Origin of the sequence: Mariprofundus sp. EBB-1 (assembly GCF_003665155.1) — a bacterium.
Lineage (GTDB): Bacteria > Pseudomonadota > Zetaproteobacteria > Mariprofundales > Mariprofundaceae > Mariprofundus.
The window spans coordinates 1-9,977 of the sequence record NZ_RCFQ01000048.1; the positions used below are offsets into that span (position 1 = coordinate 1).

At 51.0% G+C, this 9,977-nt stretch carries 7 protein-coding genes; 6 read left to right on the forward strand and 1 reads right to left on the reverse strand.

Annotated features, from left to right (window positions below; genetic code table 11):
* The first annotated feature begins 46 nt into the window (after window positions 1-46).
* From D8Y20_RS13045 to D8Y20_RS13070, 6 genes are all read left to right on the forward strand, one after another.
* Window positions 47-1,090: an efflux RND transporter periplasmic adaptor subunit gene (locus tag D8Y20_RS13045; RefSeq protein ID WP_121544155.1), complete on the forward strand. Its 1,044-nt coding sequence runs from the start codon at window positions 47-49 to the stop codon at window positions 1,088-1,090.
* Window positions 1,087-4,143, forward strand: a complete 3,057-nt coding sequence (locus tag D8Y20_RS13050) for an efflux RND transporter permease subunit (protein WP_121544156.1) — start codon at window positions 1,087-1,089, stop codon at window positions 4,141-4,143. The genes D8Y20_RS13045 and D8Y20_RS13050 overlap by 4 nt, the downstream gene beginning before the upstream one ends.
* A 45-nt stretch (window positions 4,144-4,188) precedes the next feature.
* Window positions 4,189-6,630 carry a plasma-membrane proton-efflux P-type ATPase gene (locus D8Y20_RS13055; RefSeq protein WP_121544157.1) on the forward strand — a complete coding sequence of 814 codons (2,442 nt, stop codon included), beginning with the start codon at window positions 4,189-4,191 and terminating at the stop codon, window positions 6,628-6,630.
* A 72-nt stretch (window positions 6,631-6,702) separates the two neighbouring features.
* A complete protein-coding gene (locus D8Y20_RS13060; RefSeq protein WP_236075452.1) occupies window positions 6,703-7,461 on the forward strand; it encodes a hypothetical protein in 759 nt (252 codons plus the stop codon).
* A gap of 99 nt (window positions 7,462-7,560) precedes the next feature.
* Complete coding sequence (gene lspA, locus D8Y20_RS13065; RefSeq protein WP_121544159.1) at window positions 7,561-8,037, forward strand: signal peptidase II; 477 nt, start codon at window positions 7,561-7,563, stop codon at window positions 8,035-8,037.
* A 33-nt stretch (window positions 8,038-8,070) separates the two neighbouring features.
* Window positions 8,071-8,820, forward strand: a complete 750-nt coding sequence (locus D8Y20_RS13070; protein WP_121544160.1) for a creatininase family protein — start codon at window positions 8,071-8,073, stop codon at window positions 8,818-8,820.
* A 140-nt stretch (window positions 8,821-8,960) separates the two neighbouring features.
* On the opposite strand, the gene D8Y20_RS13075 is transcribed toward D8Y20_RS13070, so the two are convergent.
* A partial coding sequence (locus D8Y20_RS13075; RefSeq protein WP_147434098.1) for a choice-of-anchor U domain-containing protein occupies window positions 8,961-9,977 on the reverse strand: 1,017 nt, incomplete at its 5' end.

Genomic DNA, 9,977 nt, shown 5'->3' on the forward strand with positions numbered 1-9,977 from the left:
ATGCCAAATCAGCCGGTGATTCATATTTGCAGCAGGAGTATCAGCCATGAGATACACAGACCTTGTTTTATTATTATTGAATATGCTGGTGATGACTACTTCAGCGATTGCCACAGAAACGGTTGTGCACAGAGTGCAAACAGCCGTGGTAGCGGCACAGGACGTAGATGAAACGCTGCATATCTATGGCAAGGTCAGCTTCGATGATGCTTGGACCCAAAACATTAGTCTGGCCTACGCAGGCCAAATTGCACGCCTGCCGGTACTGGCCGGTGAGCCGGTAAAGAAAGAGCAGTTGCTGGCAGAAATCGTGGTTGATCCGGCTGCCGCAGCATCGTATCAGCAGATGGCTTCAAGCGTACGTTTTGCCAAATCAGCATTGGAACGCACACGCAGCCTGTTTTCCAGGCAGCTGGCAACCCGTTCTCAGTTGGCGACAGCAGAAAAAACACTGGCCGATAGTCAATCGAGCCTGCAACAACTCAGACAGCAGGGGTTAGGTAAAAGTGTTCGCGAAATCAGGGCACCTTTCGATGCCATTGTCGCCATGGTGCCGGTACAGGCCGGTCAGCGTGTATCGGCCGGAATGACACTGATGCAGCTGGGGCATCCGGATCGTTTGAAGGTACTGCTGGGGGTGGAGGCGGAGGATATTCGTTGGATTAGAGCGGGCAACGCCATTGAAATACATCCAGTCATGAATCCTGATCTGCGGGTCAGGGCTAGGGTGGATAAAGTCCTGCATGCAATCAATCCGCAAACCCGTCTGGCTGATGTGCTTGTTCGCCTTTCCGGGGATCAAACTATGCCATTTCTCCCCGGTATGACGGTATCTGCCGACATTTCCGCCCGTCAGTTTCCACAGGCGCTGGTGATCCCGCGTAGTGCAGTCATGTATGGCGACAACAATATGGCCTATGTGATGCGCATTGCCCATGATATAGCGGAGCAAGTATCCGTACAGGTGGTGTTGGAAAAAGATGGGCATGCGGTGGTTCAGGGGAAACTGCTGGCAGGACAAGTGATTGCGAGCACGGGAGTAGCGGAATTGTCCGATGGTGATGCAATCTCACAGGTACTTGCGCAATGAAAATATCGGGTTGGATCCAACAGCATCGGAGATCCTTGCTTACCTTACTGTTGTTGTTCGCCGTGATGGGCGCCGTGCGCACTTTTCATATGCCGGTTGGCCTGTTTCCGCAGGTGACATTCCCCCGCATTGTCGTAGCTCTGAATGCCGGTGACCAGCCGGCTGAACAGATGGAAATTCAGATGACCCGCCTGGCAGAGATGGCCATTCGCTCCGTTCCGGGTGTGGTGAATTTGCGCTCGATTACCAGTCGTGGCAGTGCAGATATATCGGTGAATTTCAACTGGGGTACCGATATGATTTCCGCCTCGCTGCAATTAAGCTCGGCATTGAATCAGATTCAGGGCCAGTTTCCGCCGGGGTCCGCTTTTACCGTTCGTCGTATGGATCCCACTATTTTTCCGGTGATTGCCTATAGCCTGACGTCTACGCAGCAGTCACAGGTGCAGTTGCGTGATCTGGCCATATTCCAACTTGTGCCGCTGCTATCCAGTATCGAAGGGGTCGCCAAAGTGGGGGTGATGGGTGGTAATCAGGAGGAATATCGTGTCACCATTGACCCTGATCGCCTGCATGCTTTCGGCATCAGTATGCAACAGGTGGCGAATGCCTTAGCTGCCAGCAATGTACTCACTGCAGTGGGTAAAGTGGAAGATCGCTACAAATTATTTCTGACCGTTTCTGATACCCGTTTTGATTCCCTTGATGCCATTCGTCATACCGTGCTGAGCAGCGGAGCCAATGGGAATGTGAATCTGGAGGATGTGGCAACGGTAACGCGCAGCATTCAACCACAGTGGTTGCGTGTTACAGCGGATGACAGGGATGCTGTGTTGTTTCAGGTTTATCAGCAGCCGGGCGGTAATACGGTGCAAATTGCTGCAGATGTGCGTGAACGTCTGAAACAATATCAGGGTAAAATACCCGCCGATGTTGCAGTGAAAAACTGGTATGATCAGAGCCAGTTGATAGTGGCCTCGGCCAGAAGCGTACGTGACGCGATTCTGATTGGTGTAGTACTAGCCGGGCTGGTACTGCTGGCCTTTCTGCGCAACCTGCGCATCACTCTGATCACCCTGATTGTGGTACCAGCGGTATTCGCGACAACGGTGCTGTTGCTCGATGTGTTTCATTTCAGTTTCAATATCATGACCCTCGGCGGCATTGCTGCAGCGGTTGGTCTGGTGATTGATGATGCCATTGTGATGATTGAACAGATTATACGCCGTGTTAGGGGGAGGCTGGAGAGTCAGGAGCATGAGCAGACGATTATGCATGCTGCATCATCTTTTTTTCAACCATTGCTCGGTTCATCACTGGCGACCACGATTATTTTTCTGCCGCTGGCCTTTCTGGACGGCGTGACCGGCGCTTTCTTCAAGCCGCTGTCACTGACCATGGCCAGCGCTCTGATTGTTTCATTTCTGATTGCCTGGCTGGCGGTACCGTTATTGGCTACACATGTACTGCGTGAAAAGGATGCAGCTGAAGAGGATGAAGGCCCGCTACAGCGCAGAGTTCTTGCCGTCTATACGCATTGGCTGGGAGTGATGCTGCACCGGCCGGCCATACTGTTTGTGATTGCTGCCGGACTGATGTTTGCCGGTTATGCCGGTTATCGGGCTGTGGGTAGCGGCTTTATGCCGCATATGGATGAGGGCGGTTTTATTCTGGATTATATCGCACCGGCCGGTATGTCACTGACGGAAGCCGATCGTTTGCTCGTTCAGGTTCAGCAGGTTTTGAAATCTATCCCCGAAGTCGATACTTATTCCCGCAGAACCGGCGGCTCTCTGGGTGGCTTTATCACCGAGGCCAATGAGGGTGATTTTTTTGTTCGTCTGAAGCCTCTGCCACGTCGCGATATAGAATTAATTATGGATGAGGTGCGTGAGCGCGTGCATGCTGTAGTACCGGCGCTGGATATCGATATGGCGCTGCTGATGGAGGATGTGATTGGTGATTTAACCTCCAATCCTCAACCGATTGAAATCAAACTGTTTGGTGATGACCCGGCAGAACTGATGGTGCTGGCGCCAAAGGTGGCCGAAGCCATCGAACATATTACCGGTGTGGTGGATGTGCGTGACGGTATTCTGATTGCCGGTGATGCCATTACCATCAAAGTGGATCGGGACAGGGCTGCGTTGGAAGGGTTGGATCCCGAACAGGTGACGCGTCAGGTCAATACGCTGCTGGCTGGTCAGGTAACCACCGCCGTGCAGCAAGGTCAGAAAATGATCAACGTGCGCCTGTGGTCGGACAAACAGCAGCGCGATGCTATTTACAAGCTGGAGTTGTTGCAGTTAGAGGCTCCAGATGGTCACTGGTTACCATTAAAACGTATCGCCTCCATACAGACGATTAGCGGTCAGCCGCAAATCACGCGTGAGAACCTCAAACGCATGGTGGCTGTTACCGGCCGCATCTCCGGTCGGGATATGGGTTCAGTGATGCGTGAAGTGAAGGCGCTGATTGCAACCGAACTCATACCTGATGATATCCGGGTAGAACTGGGCGGGCTTTACCTACAGCAGCAGAAGGCGTTTGAAGGGTTGATGCAGGTGTTTGCTGCTGCCGTAGCACTGGTATTTGTACTGCTCTTGTTCCTTTATGAGCGATTCAGAGCATCTCTGGCCATTCTCTCTATGCCGTTGCTGGCGATGGGGATGGTGTTTCTCGGACTGGCTGTGACCGGCACGGAGCTGAATATTACCTCCATGATGGGACTGACCATGATTATCGGCATTGTCACCGAAACGGCCATTTTCTACTACTCGGAATTCCGCCGCATCAGCCAGCCGGATGCTCACCGTTTGGAAGATTACATTCAGGCCGGTCGCAACCGCTTTCGACCCATCGCCATGACCAGTCTGGCAGCCATGCTTGCTCTGATGCCATTGGCATTAGCTATCGGCGAAGGCTCAGCCATGCTGCAACCGATGGCCATTGCCATTATATTTGGTCTGGCGGCGCAATTTCCTCTTGTGTTACTGATTTTGCCGACACTGCTGTTTTGGCTGGATCGTCAGGCCAAAGCTGTTGCACCTTGAGTGATGGGTTTATCATAGAGGAAACGAGTTAAAGGAAGATTTGAAATGGGCTATAAAACAGCGAATCAATCCATTGAAGAAACACTCTCCTGCCTGCATGTTGATAGCAAAACAGGGCTCTCCGCCAAGGAAGTTGCCAAGCGATTATCCAGATACGGGCCAAACAGCTTGAAAGAGGAAAAGAAAAACAGCTGGCTGAAATTTCTCAGCTACTTTTGGGGCCCGATTCCGTGGATGATCGAAGCGGCAGCTATACTCTCTGCGATTGCTCTCCACTGGGCCGATCTGGTGATTATATTGGTTATGCTTTTTTTCAATGCCACGATTGGATTCTGGCAGGAGTACAAAGCATCCAATGCATTGGATGCGCTGAAGAAGCAGTTGGCACTGAGAGCGCGCGTTTTGAGGGGTAGTAGTTGGGCTGATATAGAGGCCGTCGAACTGGTGCCGGGAGACATCATCCGCCTGCGCATGGGTGATATTATTCCGGCCGACGCTCAATTGCTTGAAGGGGACTATTTCAGTGTCGATCAGTCGGCACTTACCGGCGAATCGATGCCGGTGGATAAAATAGAAGGTGAAACGATCTACTCCGGTTCTATCGCCAAACAGGGTGAGATGCTGGCTGTGGTCACAACGATCGGCTCTGCCACCTTTTTTGGACGCACCGCCAGGCTGGTTGAGGGTGCCGGTGCCGAGTCGCATTTCCAGAAGGCCGTGCTGCAAATTGGAAATTACCTTATTTATTTGAGCCTTGCGCTGGTGATTATACTCATTCTGGTGCAGTTAGCCCGTGGAACGCCCTTGTTGGAACTGATCCAGTTTGCACTGATACTCACTGTTGCATCAATTCCAGTGGCCATGCCGGCAGTGCTGTCTGTAACCATGACCGTGGGCGCGCAGGCTCTGTCGAAAATGGGGGCCATCGTATCGCGTCTGGAGTCGATCGAAGAGATGGCGGGTATCGATATCCTCTGCTCGGACAAAACAGGCACACTGACACAGAACAGACTGACGTTGGGTGACCCTGTCCCGTTTGACGATGTTACTGCCGATGAGCTGACTCTGGCCGGGGCGCTGGCATCTAAAAAAGAGAACAAGGATGCCATTGATCTGGCCGTGATGGGCGGGTTGAAAGATGCCAACCTACTCAAAGATTATACGTTGACACACTTCACCCCCTTCGATCCCATACATAAGCGCACCGAGGCGGAAATGATCGATAGCCGGGGCAATAGTTTTCGTGTCAGCAAGGGGGCCCCGCAGGTGATGCTTGAACTGGTGGCCCCCGATATTGGTTTTGACGCTATGAGCGAGATGAGAGAAAAAGTCGATGCCGAGGTCGAGCTCTTTGCTGCCAGAGGATACCGAACACTGGGTGTGGCCAGAACCGATACCAACGGACGCGGGCAGTTTCTCGGTATATTGCCGTTGTTTGATCCGCCGCGCGTGGATTCGACTGAAACTATTGCCCGTGCCGAAGAGCATGGCATTGCAGTGAAAATGGTGACCGGCGATAACGTCGCGATTGGCCGCGAGATAGCCAGCCAGCTTGGCATGGGCAAAAACATCCGCTTGGCCAATGAACTGTTTGCTAATGAGGCCAATATCATCAACCCATCTGTTGAGCTTGGCGAACGTATCGAACGCGAAGATGGATTTGCGCAGGTGTTTCCTGAACACAAGTACGGTATCATCAAAGCACTGCAGGCACGCGATCATCTCGTCGCCATGACAGGGGATGGTGTCAACGATGCTCCCGCACTGAAACAGGCTGATGTGGGCATTGCGGTCAGTGGTGCCACCGATGCGGCACGGGCCGCCGCCGACCTGATTCTGACTGCACCTGGACTATCGGTGATCATCAGTGCGGTTGAAGAGGCACGGCACATTTTCGAGCGCATGAACTCCTATGCCATTTATCGTATTACTGAAACGGTGCGCATTATGGTTTTCATGGTGCTGGCCATGATTATCTATGGCTATTATCCCATCACGGCAGTGATGATTATCCTGTTGGCACTGCTCAACGATATTCCAATCATGACGATTGCCAAAGATAATACCTGGCTTGATCCGAACCCTGTGCGCTGGAATATGCACCGGGTTCTTACCATGGCGACTGTGTTGGGGATGGTTGGTGTTGCCGAAACATTTCTGCTGCTGGTCATTGCAAATACATGGTTTGGGATTGATCTCCCACATCTGCAAACTGTGATATTTCTCAAGCTTTCGATTGCGGGGCATCTGACCTTGTTTGTTGCGAGAACACGTCACTCTATGTTCTCAAAGCCTCGCCCCTCCACATTACTGTTTAGTGCGATTATTTGTACCCAGTTGCTCGCTGCACTGATCGCTGGCATGGGCTGGCTGATGACTCCGATTCCATGGCTATATGTAGGCATGATATGGGCCTACTGTCTTGTCTGGGGGCTGATTGAAGACCGAATCAAATTGACCGTATACAAGCACCAGAATCAGGGGTGACAATGTCTCAGGCAGGTCATCTTTCTGCTGAGCCTGTGTGTGTCGGGTACTCAAACGTGTCACAAATCTGTCATGAACAAGGAGCTTAATATGCCTCACTACCGCCGTATGACCGATGCTTCAATTAGCGAAAAAATTCTTGATACGATGTTTCTGATCACCATTGGTCTGGGATATCTCTTTGCACTTGCCCATCTCTACTATTCCGATCAGGGAAGGGACGGAATTCCGGGCTTGTCAGTCGATGATATCAAAATAACCTACTATGGTGAGCATCAAAAAACGCGGCTGGGAGCAGCATTGAATGGTGCTATGGGGGTGAATTTAGAAAACCCAGGACAGAAACAGACTATTGCCGACTGGATAGGGCGTGGTGGCTCAGAAAATGAGTTTAACAGTACGGTAGCTCCGATTTTGAACCAGAACTGCATTGTCTGCCATTCATCCGAATCAGGTATGGGATTACCGCCTCTGACCTCCTACAACGACGTGAAGAAGCTGACGGAATCCGATCATGGTGCATCAATTCAGAGTCTGGTGCGCGTCTCCCACATTCATCTGTTTGGTATCGCCTTTATCCTGTTTTTTGTTGGGCGCATCTTTATCCTGTGTGAAATGCCTGTCATGCTGAAACGTATCGCCGTTGCGGTCCCGTTTTTTGCGATCCTTCTGGATATCTTGTCATGGTATGCCACAAGGCTGATCCCCGAGTTCGCCGTGGTGGTCGTTCTTTCCGGCGCATTGATGGGGATTTCACTGGCTATCCAGATTTTTGTATCACTCTACCAAATGTGGTTCTATACACCCAAAATTGAACCCATCGAAATGTGAAAGCGGCCAGGTTTATGTTATGAAAAAGAGATTGATGGCAAGTCGATTGACTTCACCGTAGTCAGCCGCAGAGTTTTGCCAGTAACTACAGGAGGCTCCATGACCCGCAGCCATAAACAGATCGGACTATTCAGCTTGCTTGTTGCTGTTGATCAACTTTCCAAATGGTGGATTCAGCAAGCAGACTTTCATGCGTTTTCTGTCATTGACGGCTTTTTTAATGTGATTCGTGCTTATAATCCCGGCGTGGCGTTTTCGATGTTTGCCGATCTGCCGGATGCTGTGCGTGTGTGGCTACTGTTGGGTATGACAATTGGCATTGCCATTGCTGTGCTGTTCTGGTGGTGGCAGGAACGTTTGCGCGCAGGCATTACCTCATGGTTGCTAGTGCTTATTCTGGCCGGAGCTGTCGGTAATATTTGGGATCGTATGCAATTGGGTTACGTGGTTGATTTTGTTGACTGGTATGTGCGTTGGGATGGGGTCGAATATCATTGGCCTGCCTTTAATGTTGCAGATGCCTGTATTTCTATCGCTGTTGTAGTCTTGCTATTTACGAGTTTCAAAAAGAGTTAATCAATTTATACCTTGATATAATCGGAGCTTATCATGCAACTTGCACTCAGTACCTGGCAGGAAGTAGAACGTTACCTGGAACACTCCACCGGCATTATTATTCCGATTGGTTCGACTGAGCAGCATGGCCCCAATGGCCTGATAGGCACCGATGCTATCTGTCCGACCAAGATTGCGTCAGGTATCGAAATGCAAACAGATGTACTCATTGCCCCTACGATCAATTATGGCATGGCACAGCACCATATGGCCTTTGCGGGCACGGTAACGATTAAACCTTCCACGCTGATTCAATTGATCTGTGATGTGGTAGAATCTTTGCAACATCATGGCTTTACGCATTTTTACTTTATCAATGGGCATGGCGGTAATATCCCGCCGATCACAACCGCATTTTGTCAGCTCTATCATGCTGCCAGCCTGGCCGGGAAAGATACACCGCGCTGTCATCTGGCCAACTGGTGGCGCAATGATGCGATCACCAGCCTTGCTGAAGAGCTCTATCATGGCGCGGAAGGGCATCATGCTACCGTAAGCGAGGTGGCGTTAAGTTATTATGCCCACCCTGAAGCGGTTAAAAATGTAACCCTGAGTCCTGAGGTTGCCCCTGTGCTGAATGAAGGTGAGAACTTTTATGATGCAGTGGATTTTCGCAATAAATTCCCGGATGGACGCATAGGCTCCAGCCCTCAGCTGGCAACGGTTGCTGATGGTGAACGGTTTTATCATCTGGCTGTGGAGGCTTTGACAGATGATTACCAGAGGTTCTTGGCAACGCTTTAGAACGTCTGTTTTACCGTAAACAGGAATATAAATAGCAGGTGCGTGCATAGATATATCGGGCCTTAGTTTGAGACTGGGTAGCCTCTGCTATGATAATCATTCGGAGAAGGTTTTGATACTGGTGATCTGCCTAATCTATATCATGTGCCTTCAACGTTGCGTCGTAGTAGCCAGATTAGTGATAGTAATACCATCAATATCAAAAGCGGATCAAATTCAGATTTAGAGCTCAGTGCACAGCCACCGCCGCCACCTCCTCCTGAAGCCGCTGCTGGGATGGCTGCTGCGGGTGCAGGGGCTATTACCGGTGCAGGAGCGACAACACCAACAGCGAGCGGGTCAACGATTACACCATTAGCGGTTTGATCAAGATCAAATGGCCCGTTATCACTCAGGGTCAGTGCAATCGTAGTCGCATTAACGCCTATCCATTGATCTACACCTGGCCCATTAGGAATCAGACTGTATGTGCCGGCATTATCCACTTTATAGAGTTTATAAGCTGCCGGTAAGGCAGCACTGAAAGTGATGTTTACTGTCTGCGTTGCTCCAACTCCCACAGTCGTTGTCGTATAGCTGATCAGACCAAACGGTGTGGAAACACCGCTAGGAGGGGTGCCAGCTGAAGCTGTGTAGTTCTGGATACTCTGGCCAGCGGCATAGATTACGGCGGATTGTGCCGATCCGGTTAAGGGAAGCTGAGCCGCAGTACCAGCTGGCGTAGGCGCAATAGCGTCCGCAACAATAGTTACTGTGCGAGTGACCGGGGTGGCTGCATTACCGGCCAAATCGGAAACATTGTAGGTCAGGGTAAATTGCGTGCCTGCAAGGGCAGCTGTATTCACCGGACCACCAGTGATCGATATTCTGGCGGTAATATTACCATCTGCATTATCCTGAGCTGTTGCTCCCACATCCGTATATACCGAGCCTGCGACAGCAGCAACGTTTACTGCACCCAGCAGCGAAATCACAGGTGCTGTCTGGTCAGTTACATTCACTGTGCGTGTCACAGTCCTAGCAGGGTTGCCTGCGGCATCACTTACGTTGTAGCTGAGGGTATATGCACCAAGGATTGCGGTGTTCACAGCTCCTGTAACGGTTGAAGTTAATCCAACATCAACGTTGTCTGTGACTGTAGAACCTGCATCGGTATA

What these genes read in the sequence shown, in the direction of transcription:
- D8Y20_RS13055 (WP_121544157.1), top strand. Translation starts at nt 4,189, where the DNA reads ATGGGCTATAAAACAGCGAATCAATCCATTGAAGAAACACTCTCCTGC.
- D8Y20_RS13050 (WP_121544156.1), top strand. Translation starts at nt 1,087, where the DNA reads ATGAAAATATCGGGTTGGATCCAACAGCATCGGAGATCCTTGCTTACC.
- lspA (WP_121544159.1), top strand. Translation starts at nt 7,561, where the DNA reads ATGACCCGCAGCCATAAACAGATCGGACTATTCAGCTTGCTTGTTGCT.
- D8Y20_RS13070 (WP_121544160.1), top strand. Translation starts at nt 8,071, where the DNA reads ATGCAACTTGCACTCAGTACCTGGCAGGAAGTAGAACGTTACCTGGAA.
- D8Y20_RS13045 (WP_121544155.1), top strand. Translation starts at nt 47, where the DNA reads ATGAGATACACAGACCTTGTTTTATTATTATTGAATATGCTGGTGATG.
- D8Y20_RS13060 (WP_236075452.1), top strand. Translation starts at nt 6,703, where the DNA reads ATGAACAAGGAGCTTAATATGCCTCACTACCGCCGTATGACCGATGCT.